The 15,040-nt window shown below is 68.6% G+C and carries 14 protein-coding genes; 4 read left to right on the forward strand and 10 right to left on the reverse strand.

Annotation, left to right across the window (positions count from 1 at the left end):
* Positions 1 to 98 precede the first annotated feature (98 nt).
* The 3 genes from ABD235_RS13160 to ABD235_RS13170 form a co-directional block, all read right to left on the reverse strand.
* Complete coding sequence (locus tag ABD235_RS13160) at positions 99 to 653, reverse strand: dihydrofolate reductase family protein (protein ID WP_344173753.1); 555 nt, start codon at positions 651 to 653, stop codon at positions 99 to 101.
* Between the two features lie 55 nt (positions 654 to 708).
* Entirely contained in the window at positions 709 to 2,085 is a 1,377-nt protein-coding gene (locus tag ABD235_RS13165) for an NB-ARC domain-containing protein (RefSeq protein WP_344173755.1), read from the reverse strand.
* Positions 2,086 to 2,164: 79 nt separating this feature from the next.
* A complete protein-coding gene (locus ABD235_RS13170; RefSeq protein WP_344173757.1) occupies positions 2,165 to 2,950 on the reverse strand; it encodes an alpha/beta fold hydrolase in 786 nt (261 codons plus the stop codon).
* A gap of 174 nt (positions 2,951 to 3,124) precedes the next feature.
* On the opposite strand from ABD235_RS13170, the gene ABD235_RS13175 reads away from it, so the two are divergent.
* From ABD235_RS13175 to ABD235_RS13185, 3 genes are all read left to right on the forward strand, one after another.
* Complete coding sequence (locus tag ABD235_RS13175; RefSeq protein ID WP_344173759.1) at positions 3,125 to 4,078, forward strand: LysR family transcriptional regulator; 954 nt, start codon at positions 3,125 to 3,127, stop codon at positions 4,076 to 4,078.
* 268 nt (positions 4,079 to 4,346) lie between these two features.
* Positions 4,347 to 4,511: a hypothetical protein gene (locus ABD235_RS13180; RefSeq protein WP_344173761.1), complete on the forward strand. Its 165-nt coding sequence runs from the start codon at positions 4,347 to 4,349 to the stop codon at positions 4,509 to 4,511.
* A 228-nt stretch (positions 4,512 to 4,739) separates the two neighbouring features.
* Positions 4,740 to 5,498: a GntR family transcriptional regulator gene (locus ABD235_RS13185; RefSeq protein ID WP_344173763.1), complete on the forward strand. Its 759-nt coding sequence runs from the start codon at positions 4,740 to 4,742 to the stop codon at positions 5,496 to 5,498.
* A gap of 59 nt (positions 5,499 to 5,557) precedes the next feature.
* Here the strand turns inward: ABD235_RS13185 and ABD235_RS13190 are convergent, their stop codons facing one another.
* The 6 genes from ABD235_RS13190 to ABD235_RS13215 form a co-directional block, all read right to left on the reverse strand.
* Complete coding sequence (locus tag ABD235_RS13190; protein WP_344173766.1) at positions 5,558 to 6,541, reverse strand: TerC family protein; 984 nt, start codon at positions 6,539 to 6,541, stop codon at positions 5,558 to 5,560.
* Between the two features lie 94 nt (positions 6,542 to 6,635).
* A complete protein-coding gene (locus tag ABD235_RS13195; RefSeq protein ID WP_344173769.1) occupies positions 6,636 to 7,187 on the reverse strand; it encodes a hypothetical protein in 552 nt (183 codons plus the stop codon).
* Between the two features lies 1 nt (position 7,188).
* Positions 7,189 to 8,688, reverse strand: coding sequence for an Nramp family divalent metal transporter (locus tag ABD235_RS13200; RefSeq protein WP_344173771.1), 1,500 nt, complete (start codon positions 8,686 to 8,688; stop codon positions 7,189 to 7,191).
* Positions 8,689 to 8,796: 108 nt separating this feature from the next.
* Positions 8,797 to 10,941 carry an acetate--CoA ligase family protein gene (locus tag ABD235_RS13205; RefSeq protein ID WP_344173773.1) on the reverse strand — a complete coding sequence of 715 codons (2,145 nt, stop codon included), beginning with the start codon at positions 10,939 to 10,941 and terminating at the stop codon, positions 8,797 to 8,799.
* 36 nt (positions 10,942 to 10,977) lie between these two features.
* Positions 10,978 to 12,204, reverse strand: a complete 1,227-nt coding sequence (gene frc, locus ABD235_RS13210; protein ID WP_344173775.1) for a formyl-CoA transferase — start codon at positions 12,202 to 12,204, stop codon at positions 10,978 to 10,980.
* A 61-nt stretch (positions 12,205 to 12,265) separates the two neighbouring features.
* Entirely contained in the window at positions 12,266 to 14,002 is a 1,737-nt protein-coding gene (locus ABD235_RS13215) for a thiamine pyrophosphate-binding protein (protein ID WP_344173777.1), read from the reverse strand.
* Positions 14,003 to 14,240: 238 nt separating this feature from the next.
* Between ABD235_RS13215 and ABD235_RS13220 the strand changes: the two genes are divergently transcribed.
* Positions 14,241 to 14,525, forward strand: coding sequence for a hypothetical protein (locus ABD235_RS13220; protein WP_344173780.1), 285 nt, complete (start codon positions 14,241 to 14,243; stop codon positions 14,523 to 14,525).
* Here the strand turns inward: ABD235_RS13220 and ABD235_RS13225 are convergent.
* Entirely contained in the window at positions 14,522 to 15,040 is a 519-nt protein-coding gene (locus ABD235_RS13225; RefSeq protein ID WP_344173782.1) for a hypothetical protein, read from the reverse strand. The two genes, ABD235_RS13220 and ABD235_RS13225, sit on opposite strands and share 4 nt — an antisense overlap.

A 15,040-nucleotide genomic window follows, 5' to 3' on the forward strand; every position in this document is an offset into this window, starting at 1 on the left:
GTTCCTTAGACAGCTCCACTTCACAACCGGAGGCCTTCACCTGTCTCAACGACCCGCCGACTCACCAACCAACGGGACAACCTCCCTGGACATCACAGCTAGGACTTCTTCGGTACGAAGTGCAGCGCCGTGATCCCACACTCGAACCCGACCGCCTCGACGAGGTCCAGCGGCTGAGCGCCGACCGGGAACACCGGCAGCCCGGCGCCGATCGCCGTCGGGTTGACGAACAGGTGGATGTCGTCGACCAGGCCCTCGGCGATCAGCCCGGTGACCAGCGTGCTGCCGCCGTACGCGATCAGGTCGCCGCCCGGCTGGGACTTGAGCTCGGTGACCGCCTTGACCAGGTCGTTCGCGACGACCGCGTTGTCCCACGGCGACTCGGTCAGGCTCCGGCTGACGACCACCTTGGGCGTGTTGTTCATCCAGTCGATCGACGCCTCGTCCTCGTGCTCCGGGCGGGACGCCCAGGCCGGGATGAAGCCCTCGGCCAGCTTGCGGCCGAGCACGATCGTGTCGACGGGCGAGGTCAGCGCGTCGACGTACGCGCTCAGCTCGTCGGTCCAGGGGAAGCGCATCCAGTCCATCTCGTGGTTCGGGCCGGCCATGAAGCCGTCGACGGTGGTCTGGACCTGGAGCTTGAGCTTGCGCATCGGAGTCACCTTTCGAACGGATCGAGTTGATGCCGAGAAGCATCGCCCGACCCGTTTACGGCTTCTTTACGGCCACTCCGGAAGCGGCCGAAAGCCGTCCGAGCGCGGCCCGCCGGAGCCGCGGCGGGTCGAGGTCGGCCGCCCGCTGCTGGGCGTACGCCAGCACGAGGCTGTGGAACCTGTAGCGACCAGGTCCGGCAGTCTCCAGCAGGTGGTGCCGGCGCAGCTCGTCCAACACCGACGAGGCCGCACCCGGGTCCAAGTCGCCCAGCGCAGCAGCGTCGTACGGACCGAAGTCCGGGCCCGGGTGCAGAGTCAGCAGCCGGAGCAAACGCCGCAGATCGTCCGGCAGCCGCTGGTACGACAGGTCGAGGGCCAGCGTCACCTCGGTGTCGAGCCGCTGGTCGCCGTGCCGCTCGTCCAGCCGGTCCGCGTGGTCGGTCAGCGTCCAGCCCGCCATGGTCCGCATGTGACCGGCCACCAGGCCGAGTGCCAGCGGCAGGTGTCCGCAGCGGCGAGCAATGCGCGCAGCCGCGTCCGGGTCTGAGCCGACCTCGACACCTGGCACAGCCAGCGCCAGGTACTCGATTGCTTCCGCAGTACTGAAGCTCTGGACAGTCAGAGAGCGCCCGACGTTCAGATCGCGCCTGCTGGTGACCAGAGTGCGGCTACTGGGCACACCCGGCAGCAGGTGCTCGAGCTGGAGCTCGTCGGCCGCGTTGTCCAGGATCACCAGCGTGCTGCGGTCCTGCAGCCGCTGCCGGTACAGCGCGGCTCGCTCGACGAGTCCGTGCGGCACCTTGTGACCCGGTACGCCGAGCAGCCGCAGGAACCCGTCCAGTACGGCGCCCGGCTCAGCAGGCGGCTGGCTCTCGTCCCCGTGGAAGCCGCGGAGGTTGACGAACAGCACCCGCTCGACGGTCCCCCGCAGCAAGTGCCCGATCCGCGTCGCCAGCTGGCTCTTACCAACCCCGGCCATCCCCACGATCGCCACCGGCTCCGGACCGGTCAGCAGCTTGGCCAGCCGGTCCAGCTCCGCCGTACGCCCGGTGAACTCGGCCAGCTGGCCCGGCAGCTCGTCCTGCACACGGACCTGCGCCGCAGCCTCGACCTCACCGGTGATCACTCGTAGCGCCTGCCGCCAGTGCGCCATCGCGCCCGGGTCCGGGTGCAGCGCCCTGACGATGGCCGCGACCAGCTCGGTGTTCACGCGGCGGCGTCCTTGCCGGAAGCAGTCGGCGACCGTCGTACGGCGAGCCAGCTCCCCAGCCGGCCTTCCGTCGGCCTGCCAGGCAGCGTTGATCCGCGTCGTGATCACGTCGTACGACGGATCGCCGGCCCACACCTTCAACACCCGCAACCGCTCGACCAACTCCGCGAGCGTGCTCGCCTCCCCCGGGTCCGGTGGCGAGTCCACCGCACGACCACGCATCTCAACCTCCCCGGACAAGACTGCCGCTCAGCAGGGGTTGGACGCACGCCGGAACCGAAATGTTCAGCCCCAGAGATCCCTACGACGACCGATGACCCAAGAAGTGCTTCACGAGCGCCGGCGCGAGCACCTCCGGCGGCACCTCGTGGAAGCTGCCCTCCAGCGCCAACACCCGGCTGTCCCGCATCGCCCCGGCCGCAGCAGCGACAGCCCGCTGCAGCCACTCCGGACTCGCCGTACTGTGCAGCGCCAGCGTCGGCTGCTCGATCTGCCCGAGCAGCTCCACCGGCAGCTCACTGTCCCCCAGCTGCAAGGCGTCGTACACCAGCGTGTGCCCGAGGGCCTCCAGCGCAGGCCAGTACGGCGACGCCTTCATCCCGTCGACCTGGTCCTTCGGCTGCCCGACCGCCTCGACCATGAACAGCTCCAGCGCCCCACCCGGGTTGCCCGCGGCGACGAACTCCTGCAGCCGTTCCAGGTACCGCTCCGGCGCCGGCGGCGCGCCCTCGACCCGGAACGGCGGCTCCATGATCGCCAGCTTGTCGAACGCCGACCCCGCCGCGACCGCCCGGAGCAGCACCATCACCCCCGACGAGTCGGCGTACCCGTACGACGCCCGCGTGGCCGCCCGGACCGCCTCCAGGTCCTCGACCTCCCGCTCCACCGAGTAGGCCGCCTGGTCACCCGAGTCGCCCCGGCCGCGTCGGTCGTAGGTGATCACCGTGAACGACTCCGCCAGCGCCTCGGCCCGCGGCCCGTAGTACGCGCGGGCGGTGAGCGCGCCGGCGACCAGGACCAGCCCGGGCCCGGAGCCGACCGCGTCGTACGCGATCTCGGTGCCGTCGGTGGAGATGACCTTGTCCATGGAAGTCCCTTTCGTTCGGTCGACCCTTCACCAGTACGTCGAACGGCCGATCGCCGGGCGGACATCCGCACATGTGACCCAGGCCACTCCCTTCCGGTCCGGTTCACGGGCGTGTAATACTGGATTATGTATACAAGCGATCGGTATTCCGTCCGGCCGGAACGAGGCTGATCCATGTTGCTGCGCCAGCTCGAGTACCTCGTCGCCCTCGCCCGGGAACGCCACTTCGCCCGCGCCGCCGACTCCTGCTACGTCTCCCAGCCGTCGCTGTCGGCCGCGATCCGCAAGCTCGAGCAGGAGCTCGACGTCCCGATCGTGCGCCGCGGCCGCCGGTTCGAGGGCCTCACCCCCGAAGGCGAACGCGTCCTGCTCTGGGCCCAGCGCATCCTCGCCGAGCGCGACGCCTTGCGCCACGAGCTGTCCGTGATGCGTGGCGGCCTGACCGGCACACTGAGGCTCGGCGCGATCCCGACCGCGATGCCGGTCGTCTCCTTGCTGACCACACCGTTCTGCGAGCGGCACGACCAGGCCCGGGTGACGCTGGAGTCGCTGTCGTCGCGCGACATCACCCAGAAGCTGGCCGCGTTCGAGCTCGACGTCGCGATGACCTACCTCGACGACGACACCCTCGGCAGCGTACGCAAAACTCCATTGTACGAAGAGCGCTACCTGCTGCTCACCCCACAGGACAGTGAGCTGGCCAACCTGCCGGTCGCCACCTGGGCCCAGGTCGCCGAACAGCCGCTGTGCCTGTTGTCGCCGCAGATGCGCAACCGCCGGATCATGAACGGGTATTTCACCGACGACGGCGTCAGCGCCGAGCCGGCGATCGAGAGCGACACCGTCTCCGGCCTCTACAGCCACCTGCACGGCAACCACTGGTCGACCGTCATCTCGCACGCCTGGTTGCACATGTTCGGCGTACCGGACGGGATGAGGGTCGTCCCGCTGAAGAGCCCTGCGCACGGACCGCGGGTGGGTCTGGTGATCGCCGCCCGCAGCCCCGAGCCGGTGCTCGCCCGGGCACTGCTCGACGTCGCCCGGCAGGCCGGCGTCCACACCGCTCTGGACGAGTTGCTCGACGTGCACCTGATGAGTTCCGGCTATGCGCCGGAGCTGGCGGGATAGTTGCCTCCTATCACCGGATAGCAAGCAAGTCTTGGACCCGCACCCTTCGGTGCGGGCATCCTGAAAGGGAAGAAAAAAGCCCTTCTGGAAGGCACTTCCGGAATTTCGGCGCGGCCCGTGACCGAGGTCACCGCTGCCGAATCGGCGTGGTCCCGCCTGGGTACCGGGCTTGTAACCGGGATCACGTGAGACCTGGGCATATCCGGTCGGTACGCCTGGTTGAATGTATGCAGTAGGCAGTATTACCCCGAGAAACAGAGAGGCAGAAATGATCTTCACCCGTAGGTTCGGCGCTCTTGCGGCTCGCCGGCAGTTCCCGGACTCCCCGGAGCTGCAGCGGGAACTGAACCTCGACGTCGAGCTCGACCGGACCGACGAGGCCCGGCGCGACGACGAGCACCAGCAGACCGTCCGCGAGACGACGGCGGCCTGACCGACACCCCCGATCGGTGCTCCGGACACGGATGACCGGCACTGGCCGGCACCTGGATCCGGACCGCGGCGGCGGACTCCCCGCGGACCAGGATCCATGGATCCGGAGCACCGGGAGCACGGCGAACTCGAACACCGGAAACTGCCCGCTCAAGGAAGAGCGTGGCATCAGACCTGGCACTTGGTAGACTGTCTACCAAGTGCCATTACGTTGTTCGGGAAGGACCTCATGACGACCATCAGCGCGGGCCCGGATTCCTCCGCCGACACCCCCGGCGTCCGGCACGTCAAGCGGCCGACACCGCTGCGCGAGTCGGTCTACGAGGCCCTCACCGAGATGATCATCGACGGCACGCTGGAGCGCGGCCGGCACCTGGTCGAGGTGGAGCTGGCCGGCATGCTCGGCGTCTCCCGCCAGCCCGTCCGGGAGGCTCTCCAGCGGCTCAACAACGAGGGCTGGGTGGACCTGCGCCCCGGCTTCGGCGCCATGGTGCACGTCCCGGCCGAGGACGAGGTCGACCAGCTGCTGGCCGCCCGCGCGGCGCTGGAGTCGGAGTCCGCGCGGCTCGCCGCCCGGCACGCCACCAAGGAAGCGGTCGCGCAGCTCCGGGAGCTCTGCAAGGTCGGCACCGCGTTCCAGGAGTCCGGTGACATCGACGGCGCGGTCCGCACCAACGGCGAGCTGCACTCGATGATCACCGAGATGTCCGGCAACCGCTTCCTGGTCGACTTCGCCGGCCAGGTCGACCGCCGCGTCCGCTGGTACTACACGCCGGTCGCGCCCGTCCGCGGCGCCGCGTCCTGGCGCGAGCACGCCCGCCTGGTCAAGGCGATCAGCGAGGCCGACGAGGACAAGGCCGCCCAGATCATGCGCGAGCACACCGAGCACACCCGTACGGCGTACCACGAGCTCCAGTCCGGCCAGGCCCCCGCAGCCCCCGCCCCGGAGAAGAAGCCCGCCACCCGTCGCCGCCGCAGCACAGACTGAACGACGTGAAGACGATGGCTGGTGGAGCACCGCTCCACCAGCCATCTTCTCTTCGAGTCTCACTCGACTCCAGCGACCTCTTCTTCTTGTGCCTTCTCTTCCTTGGCGACCCGCGCCGACTTCATCAGGCTCAGCACCGCCGTGATCACCAGCGTCCCGAGGATGATCGACAGCGACACCACGATCGGGATCTCCGGCGCCCACTTCACCCCGCTGTGGTGCAGCGCCTCGAGGATCAGCTTCACGCCGATGAACCCGAGCACCACCGACAACCCGTACGACAGGTAGACCAGCCGATCGAGCAACCCACCGATCAGGAAGAACAGCTGCCGCAACCCCATCAACGCGAAGGCGTTGGCGGTGAACACCAGGTAAGGCTCCTGCGTCAGCCCGAAGATCGCCGGGATCGAGTCCAGCGCGAACAGCAGGTCCGTGGTCCCGATCGCGATCATCACGATCAGCATCGGCGTCGCGAACCGCTTGCCGTCGATCCGCGTGGTCAGCTTCGCCTCGTGGTAGGCCTCGGTGGTCGGCACCACCTTGCGTACCTTCGCGAGCACGACGTTCTCCTTGAACTCGTCCTCGTCGTCGTGCGACGTCGCCAGCTTCCACGCCGTGTAGAGCAGGAAGGCGCCGAAGAGGTAGAACACCCAGTTGAAGTGCGAGATGGCCTCCGCGCCGACGGCGATGAAGATCCCGCGCATCACCAGCGCCAGCGCGACCCCGACCAGCAGCACCTTCTGCTGGTACTGCCGGGGGACGGCGAACTTGCCCATGATGATGATGAAGACGAACAGGTTGTCGACCGACAGTGAGTACTCGGTCAGCCAGCCGGCGAAGAACTCCCCGCCGGACTCACCGCCGGCGGCGAGCGTCAGGCCGACGCCGAACAGCAGCGCGATGCCGACGTAGAAGGACACCCACAGGGTCGCCTCGCGCAGGGACGGTTCGTGCGGCTTCCGGGCCACGATCAGGAAGTCCAGCACCAGCAGGGCCAGCAGGGCGGCGATGGTGACGACCCACGCCGACAGCGAAACGTTCATGAACTCCTCCAGGAGGTCGTGGGGCAGCACGGCCTGGATATGCGGCCGCCCGCGCCTGGCAGTGAGCAGACGCGGGCGGTCGAGGCGGTGCTTGTCAGGCGGTGCGTTCCCGCCTCTTCTTGCGGTGACGGTCGGTGGCCGCCTTGCGTTCGGCCAGCGAGTCGGCGAGCTCGACGTACTGCGCGACGACCCGGTGGGCGTACGGGTTGTGGTCCAGGATCCTCGGCCACCAGTGCCGGCCGAGCTGCTCGTGCATCCAGATGAAGCCGATCGCGAAGCCCATGCTGAGCAGGGCCCGGAACGCGAGGAACTTCCACGGTTCCGCCGGCAGCCCCGGTGTCCCGGCCACGGTCCACTCGGTGACCACCGAGTGCACCAGCAAGGACAGCGGGAACCCGATCACCCAGTAGACCGCGGCCGGGGCGAACACCCCGGCCGGGATCTTGCCGAGCGCCAGCAGTACGGCGTACCCCGCTGCGAACAGGGCGAGCGGGACCGCGAGACCGAGGCCGGTGAGCAGGGCCCAGCCGACGGGCTGACCGACGAACGCGGCCAACCCACCGGCGACGAGGCCTGCGGCGACGCCCACACTTGCGGCAGGTGCGGAGAACTCGGCCAGCTGCCGCGCCTGCGTCGTGGTGGCCATCTCAGCCCACGACCACGCCGAAGCGCACCAGGCTGTAGAACAGCATGCCCAGGTAGAACACCGCGCCGAACCCGATGATCACGTTGCGGATCGGGCCGGGCCGGATCGGTTTGGGCAGCAACTTGTTGTTCACCAGGAGCAACACGATGCAGTACGCGCCCATCGCGAACGTGGACAGGAAGGCCAGGACGTCCAGGATGCCCGCCGGGCCGTCGGCCGGCCCGAACAGAAGGATCAGGATGCCGAAGGTGATGACACCCCACAGGAACCCGGCGTACAACCGCGACATCGAGAAGCGCTTGGCGCCCGGGACGAAGTAGTACGTCATGTCCGCCTGGCCCCGGGAGAACGAGTCGAACAGACCCAGGGTCGCGTTCAGGCCGATCAACGCGATGAAGGCGAAGAACAACGTGCCCAGGATCGGGCTGCCGGCCGAGGCGAAGGCGTCCGACATGGCCTTCAGCGCGGCCTCCCGGTCACCACCCTCGATCAGCCCCGCCACGTTCGGGTTCTCCCGCGCCGCCGACATGGCCAGCACCGTGAACGAGATCGTGACGAGCATCGTGATGCCCCAGAACAGCAGCAGCGCGTCGAAGGTGACCCACTTGCGCCAGCCCTTCCACTTCTGCATCTCCTCGGGGTTCTCGGTGTCGAACATGTACCCCCGCGAGGGCATCGACTCCGCCTCGTCCGCCGACCGCAGTCCGCGGATCTTCGGGATGTGCGCGCCCATGCCGGCCCCGGAGTCGCGCAGCTGCAGCGTGTACCACATCTGCTGCATGCCGGACGGCCCGGCGAAGGCGATCGAGCCGACCAGGATCGGGAACCAGACGTCCGACAGGGCCTTGTCGGGAAGGAACCCGAACGCGAACATGCCGGAGATCGTCTGGGCCAGGTCGTCCCAGCTGCCGACGATCGCCGCGATGATCGAGGTACCGACCACCAGGAAGCCGATCAGGAAGCCGAGCAGCTTCTCCAGGAAGTTGTAGATCACCGAGAGCATGCTGAACAGCACGCCGACGAAGACCAGCGCGACACAGGCCGACGCCTGCCAGGGGATGCCGGAGATCTCCTCGAACGCGGCCGCCCCGGCCGACAGGTGCCCCGGCCAGATGTAGATCAGGATCGCCGCGACGTAGAAGAACCACATCAACGGTTTGAACACCCGGGCGGCGCCGAAGAAGATGCTCTCGCCGGTCGCCATCGCGTACCGGGCCATCTCGAGCAGGACGAACGCCTGCAGGGTGACCCCGACCATGAACAGCCACCGGATGTCCGGACCGAACACCAGGACGAGCCGGGGCCACATGTAGGACTCACCCATGCCGACGCCCAGCGCGACCAGGAAGACGGTCGGACCGAGGATGTGCAGGGACGGAGGGGCCGGCGGCAGCGGGCGGATCGGCATCGGCTCCAGCCGGCCTGCTTTCCAGACCCGCTCGGTTCCGGCCGCTGACGCGGGCTCTTCGGGTACTTCTGAGGTCTTGCTTGTGACGTCCAAGGCGGACTCCTTAGATCGACGTCAGCTGACGAGAATTGACCAAACCCCCGTGCACTCCCCCCGGACCAGACGCATCACCGGCTTTCCTGTGGTTGACGGAGCAGCTGACTAGGAGCCGAGCGGTCCCGCGTTGCGGGCCCACCGGTACTTGGCGCCGAGCACCTGGACGGGCGTCTCGGTGGTGTAGGGGTAGGCGACCACGCCGTGCTCGAACAGGTACTGACTGGCCTCCTCGACCTCGACGTCGCCGGACAGCGAGGCGACCACGGGCTTGTCGATGCCCTGGGCCCGGTACTCCTCGACCACCTCGGCGACCAGCTTCGCGAACACCATCGGAGGGGTGACGATGGTGTGCCAGTAGCCCAGGATCAGGGCGTGGATCCGGTCGTCCTGCAGCCCCAGCGCGACCGTGTTCCGGTACGTCGACGGCGGTTCGCCACCGGTGATGTCGACCGGGTTGCCGGAGGCCCCGAACGGCGGGATGAACTTCTTGAACGCCGCGTCCAGATCCTCCGGCATCGCCATCAGCTGCAGCCCGTTGTCGACGCAGGCGTCCGACAGCAGGACGCCCGAGCCGCCGGCGCCGGTGATGATGACCACGTTCTCGCCCTTCGGCGTCGGCAGCAGCGGGATGCCCCGGGCGTACTGGAGCATCTCGTTCAGTCCCGGCGCGCGGACCACGCCGCTCTGGCGCAGGATGTCGTCGTACACCTTGTCGTTGCCGGCCAGCGCGCCGGTGTGCGAGCTCGCCGCCCGGGCGCCCATGTCGGTGCGACCGGCCTTGAGCACGATCACCGGCTTCTTCTTCGACACCCGCGCCGCGGTCTCGGCGAAGGCCCGGCCGTCCTTGAGGTCTTCCAGGTGCATGGCGATCAGGTTGGTGTTGTCGTCGGTCTCGAAGAACGTCAGGAGGTCATCCTCGTCGATGTCGGCCTTGTTGCCTACCCCAACGATCGCGGAGACGCCCATCCGGCTGGACCGGCTGAACCCGAGGATCGCCATCCCGATCCCGCCCGACTGCGACGACAGCGCCACGCTGCCCTTCACGTCGTACGGCGTGCAGAACGTCGCGCAGAGGTTCTCCGGCAGGTAGTAGTAGCCGTAGATGTTCGGCCCGAGGATCCGCACGCCGTGCTTCTTGGCGATCGCGACGACCTCGTCCTGCAGCTCCTGCTCACCGGTCTCGGCGAACCCGGACGGGATCAGGATCGCGCCCGCCACGCCCTTCTGGCCGCACTGCTCGAGCGCCCCGCCGACGAACTTGGCCGGTACGGCGAACACCGCGACGTCGACGTCACCCGGGATGTCGGTGATGCTCGGGAACGCCTTCAGCCCGAGGACCTCGCCACCCTTGGGGTTGACCGGGTAGATGTCACCCTTGTACCCGCCGTTGACCAGGTTCTTCATCACCGAGTTGCCGATCTTGCCGTCCTCGTTCGAAGCGCCGATCACGGCGACCGCCCGGGGCTTCATGATCCGGGTCATCGCGGTCTGGATCTGTTCCTGGGTGTAGCGCTCGACCGGCTTGCCGGCCTCGGGGTCGACGATGATCCGGAAGTCCACCGCGGTGGCCCCGTCCGGCCCGGCCAGCACCGGGTTCAGGTCCACCTCGGCGAACTGCGGGAAGTCCTCGACCAGGTCGGACAGCTTGGTGATGATCTGGGCGATCGCCTCCTTGTCCACCGGCTTGGCGCCGCGCACGCCGTTCAGCATCTCGTGCGCGCCGATCCCCTCGATCATCGAGCGGGCCTCGTCCGGCGAGGTCGGCGCCAGCCGGAAGGTGACGTCCTTGAGCACCTCGACCAGGACACCGCCGAGGCCGAAGGCGACGATCTTGCCGAACGTCTGGTCGGTGACCGCACCGACGATGACCTCCTGCACGTCACCGCCGGTGACCAGCATCTTCTGCACCTGCACGCCGGTGATCTCGGCGTCCGCCTGGTACGCCGTCGCGTTCGCGACGATCTTGTCGTACGCCGCCCGCGCCGCCTCGGCGCTGTCGACGCCGACCACCACACCGCCCGCCTCGGTCTTGTGCAGGATGTCGGGCGAGACGATCTTCAGCACGACCGGGAAACCGATCTCGGCGGCCAGCGTGGCCGCTTGGTCGGCGGTGGTGGCCAGCCCCTCCCCCGGGGTGGGGATGCCGTAGGCGTCCGCGACCTGCTTGGCCTCGGGTGCGCTCAGCGAACTGCGGCCCTCGGCCAGCGCCTGGTCGAGGATGGACTGGACCACTGCCTTGTCATAGGTCATGCCTGAAGCTCCTTGGAAGCGGGGTGGGTGGGGCGCTCAGACGACGCCGGCGGCCTTGAGCTCTTCCAGCTCGGCGGTGTCGATGCCGAGTCCGCCGTAGATCACGGAGTTGTGCTCGCCGAGGCCCGGTGAGGTCTCCACCTGGACGGGCGAGTCGGACAGTTTGATCGGGCAGCCGACGGTCTTGAACGCGCCCCGGGCCGGGTGCTTGACCTCGACCACGGCACCGAGCTCGGCCAGCGTCTCGTCCTCGATCAGTTCCTTGGTGGACAGGATCGGGCCGCACGGCACGTTCAGCGCGTTCAGCTTCTCCATCACCTCGAACTTGGTGTGCTGCTCGGTCCACTGCTCGATCAGCGCGAACATCTTGTCGAGCTTGTCGAGCCGGGCGGCCGGCGTGGACCAGTCGGGGTCGTCGGCCAGCTCGGGCTTGCCGATCAGGTTCGCGATCGGGGCCCAGCCGGGCGGCTGGACGATCACGTAGATGTAGTCGTTCGGGCCGCCGGGCGCGGTCTTGACCGCCCAGCCGGGCTGCCCGCCGCCGGAGGCGTTGCCCGAGCGCGGCACCTCGTCGCCGAAGTTGTCGTTCGGGTACTCGCGCAGCGGGCCGTGGGCCAGCCGCTGCTGGTCGCGGAGCTTCACGCGGGTCAGGTTCAGCACGGCCTCCTGCATCGCCACGCTGACCCGCTGGCCCTTGCCGGTGGTGGTGCGCTGGTACAGCGCGGCCAGGATGCCGGCGACCAGGTGGATGCCCGTCCCGGAGTCACCGATCTGAGCTCCGGTGGCGGTCGGCGGCCCGTCCTCGAACCCGGTCGTGCTCATCGCGCCGCCCATCGCCTGGGCGACCACCTCGTAGGCCTTGAAGTCCTCGTACCGGCCCGGGCCGAAGCCCTTGATCGAGGCGTAGATCAGCTCGGGGTTGATCAGCTGCAGCCGGTCCCAGGTGAAGCCCATCCGGTCGATCGCGCCGGGGGCGAAGTTCTCCACCAGGACGTCGGAGTTCTTCACCAGGTCGGTGAAGATCTCCTTGCCGCGCTCGGACTTCATGTTCAGGGTGATGCTGCGCTTGTTGCAGTTCAGCATCGTGAAGTAGAGGCTGTCGACGTCCGGCAGGTCGCGCAGCTGCTGGCGGGTGATGTCACCGGTCGGCGCTTCGAGCTTGACCACGTCGGCGCCGAGCCAGGCGAGGATCTGCGTGCAGGACGGTCCGGACTGCACGTGGGTCATGTCGAGTACGCGGACACCTTCAAGGGCCTTACCCATAGTGGTCCTCCAGTACTGGGTGGCGGCCCGCCCCGGGGGGACGGACCGCCGCCGGGGATCGCTACTTGTACATGGTCTGGTTCATGGTTCCGGGCGCGTACGCGTCCGGGTCGACCCACACGTTGATCAGCGACGGCAGCCCCGACTCGCGGGCCCGCTGCATGGCCGGCCCGATGTCCTTGGGGTCGCGGACCTCCTCGCCGTAGCCGCCGAGCATCTTGGCGAACTCGTCGTACCTCACGTCGCCGAGGGTGTTGCCGATCCGGCCGCGGTCGTGGCCGTACTTGGCCTCCTGGCCGTAGCGGATCTGGTTCATCGAGGAGTTGTTGCCGACCACCCCGACGAACGGGAGCTTGAACCGGACCAGCGTCTCGAAGTCCCAGCCGGTCAGCGAGAAGGCGCCATCACCGAACAGGGCGACGACCTCCTTGTCGGGGCGGGCGTACTTGGCCGCCATCACGAACGGGATGCCGACACCGATCGTGCCGAGCGGGCCCGGGTCCATCCAGTGGCCGGGCGACTTCGGCTGGACGACGCCGCCGGAGAACGTGACGATGTCGCCGCCGTCGCCGATGTAGATCGAGTCCTCGGTGAGGAACTCGTTGATCTCGTGGGCCAGCCGCAGCGGGTGGATCGGGTTCGCGTCCGACAGCTGCTTGGGCAGCCGCTTCTGGTACGCCGCGTCCTCCTCGGCCCGCAGCTCGTTGAACCAGGCCTTGCGGTCACCGGCCTTCTGCACGCGGCCCGACGCGGCCTGGGTGACGGCGGCCAGGATCGCGCCCGGGTCGCCGACCAGGCCGAGGTCGATGTCGCGGTTCTTGCCGACGGTGCGGTAGTCCATGTCGATCTGGACCACCGTCGCGCCCTTGGGCAGCCGGCGGCCGTAGCCCATCCGGAAGTCGAACGGCGTACCGACGATCAGGATCAGGTCGGCGTTGTTGAAGCCGTAGCGCCGCGACAGGTGGAAGTGATGCGGGTCGCCGGGCGGCAGGGTGCCGCGGGCCGAGCCGTTCATGAAGGCCGGCACGTTGTTCTTGCGGACGAACTCGATCGCCGCGTCGCTGCCGCGCGACGTCCAGACCTGGGTGCCGAGCAGCACGACCGGCTTCTCGGCCCGGGCCAGCAGGTCGGCCAGCGCCTCGACCGCGGCCGGGTCACCGATCGACTTGGTCGAGCCGCGGTAGCGGCCGGCCTCCGGCACGGTCGCGGAGTCCACCGGGACGGAGTTGTCGAGGATGTCGCGCGGGATCTCCAGGAACGACGGGCCGGGAGCGCCGTTGTAGCACTCGCGGAAGGCCATCGACACCATGTCGGCGACCCGCGCGGTGTGCGGCACCGTGGCCGCGAACTTCGTGATCGGGGTCATCATGTCGACGTGCGGAAGGTCCTGCAGGGACCCCATCTTGTGCTGGTTCAGCGCACCCTGGCCACCGATCAGCAGCATCGGGCTCTCCGCGCGGAACGCGTTCGCGACGCCGGTGACGGCGTCCGTCGTACCGGGTCCCGCGGTCACCACCGCGCAGCCGGGCTTGCCGGTCATCCGGGCGTAGCCGTCGGCGGCGTGCGCGGCGACCTGCTCGTGCCGGACGTCGACGACGGCGATGCCCTCGTCCACGCAGCCGTCGTAGATGTCGATGATGTGACCGCCGCAGAGGGTGAAGATCACGTCGATCCCCTCGGCCTTGAGGGCCTTGGCCACCAGGTGCCCGCCCGAGATCATGGCGGTCTTCGGCTCCGGCTCGGTCGGGTGGGCGACCGCGTTCGATTCGGACACTGTTTGGGCCATCTGTGCAGTCATCTCCTCGTGGAAGGGTCCGGTCTCTGCCCGGCTGGATCGGGCCGCACTGCCTGTGCTGCTGCGAGATCTATGAGTTCGGTAGATTGCATACCGTATGGTGTAGTCGTAGTCATATCGCACCGCCGAACCCGTTGTCCAGGCTTCGACACCCAGCAGAAACTTCTAGGACGACTGTATGCAGTATCCCGTATGCTTGTACAGACCAGTCGGCGGAGAACCGCGATCCAGGGGAGCTGCGATGAGCATTCACGACGAACTCGACCGGACCCGGCAGGCGCTGCAGGCCCTGGACCAGGCGGTGGCCGGACTGCGCAGCCGCCTCGGCCCGCACCTCGACGTCCTGCGCCTGATGGACGACGTCGCCCGCTGCACGGCGGACCTGCGCCGGCTCGAGGAGCAGGTCCGGGCACCGCGCCGCCAGGAGCTGGTGGTCATCCCCGACGACGACCGCGACCACGGCCTGTGGGGCGCCGGCGACGTCGACCACGAAGGTCTCGGCGCGCCGGGCCGCAGAGCTCCTTAGGACGCGAGCGACAAGCACTGCCTCAAAAGCCTTTTCAGCCGTACGTCGTGGTCGCCGCCCCGCGCGGCGACCACGACCGCTTCCGCGGCGTGCTCGGTAGCGACGACCGTGCGGTAGAACGGCTCACTGAGCTTCAGCCGGTCCAGCGCGGGCAACCACCACCGTGCAGGCCCGCCGGGCGGAGCGCCCGCCCGTCCCGCCAGCAGGTACGACGCCGTCTCCTGGGCGTTCAGCAGCCGGGTGCGTTCGTCCCCGGCCACCTCCCCCGGCGCCGCGAGCGCGGTCGACACGCACAGCGCGACCAGCCGCGCGGACAGGTCGAACCCCGGCCGTGCGGTGTCGAGGAACAAAGGGGCCAAGGGCAACAAAGCCCGCCGGCCGCGCGGGCCGCAGTGGTCGTGCACGACCCGCGCGACCGAACCGAGGACCGGATGCACGCAAGTCGGCCGGTCTGTCCAGGGCTCCCGGGCGAGCTTGGAGACGAGCTCGAGAACACAGGGCTCCGGGCGCCGCAC

This window comes from Kribbella lupini (assembly GCF_039529595.1).
GTDB classification, from domain to species: domain Bacteria; phylum Actinomycetota; class Actinomycetes; order Propionibacteriales; family Kribbellaceae; genus Kribbella; species Kribbella lupini.